Raw genomic sequence first — 234 nt, 5'->3', positions numbered from 1 at the left:
GCCACCGCGGATCGAGGTCACCGCGATCACCCGGCCGGTCGTCACCGGCTGCTGCAACTCCTGGGCAGCCATCGCCGACGACGTCGGTATCGGCAAGACGGTGGAGGCCGGGCTGATCGCCGCCGAGTTGCTGGCGCAGGGCGACGCCCGCGGTCTGGTCGTGCTGTGCTCGCCCGCCCTGGCCGAGCAGTGGCGGGCCGAGCTGTACGGCAAGTTCGGCGTCGACGCCCGTCC

General features: G+C 73.1%; 1 protein-coding gene. It reads left to right on the top strand.

Annotated elements, in window-relative coordinates; genetic code table 11:
* Positions 1–234, top strand: a 234-nt coding sequence (locus SZN_RS37415) for a DEAD/DEAH box helicase family protein (protein WP_007506786.1), incomplete at both ends; no start/stop codon positions are given.

The sequence above is a fragment of the Streptomyces zinciresistens K42 genome (genome assembly GCF_000225525.1).
Lineage (GTDB): Bacteria > Actinomycetota > Actinomycetes > Streptomycetales > Streptomycetaceae > Streptomyces > Streptomyces zinciresistens.
Note: the sequence above shows the minus strand (reverse complement) of the source record. Positions and strands in the feature narration are given on the sequence as shown.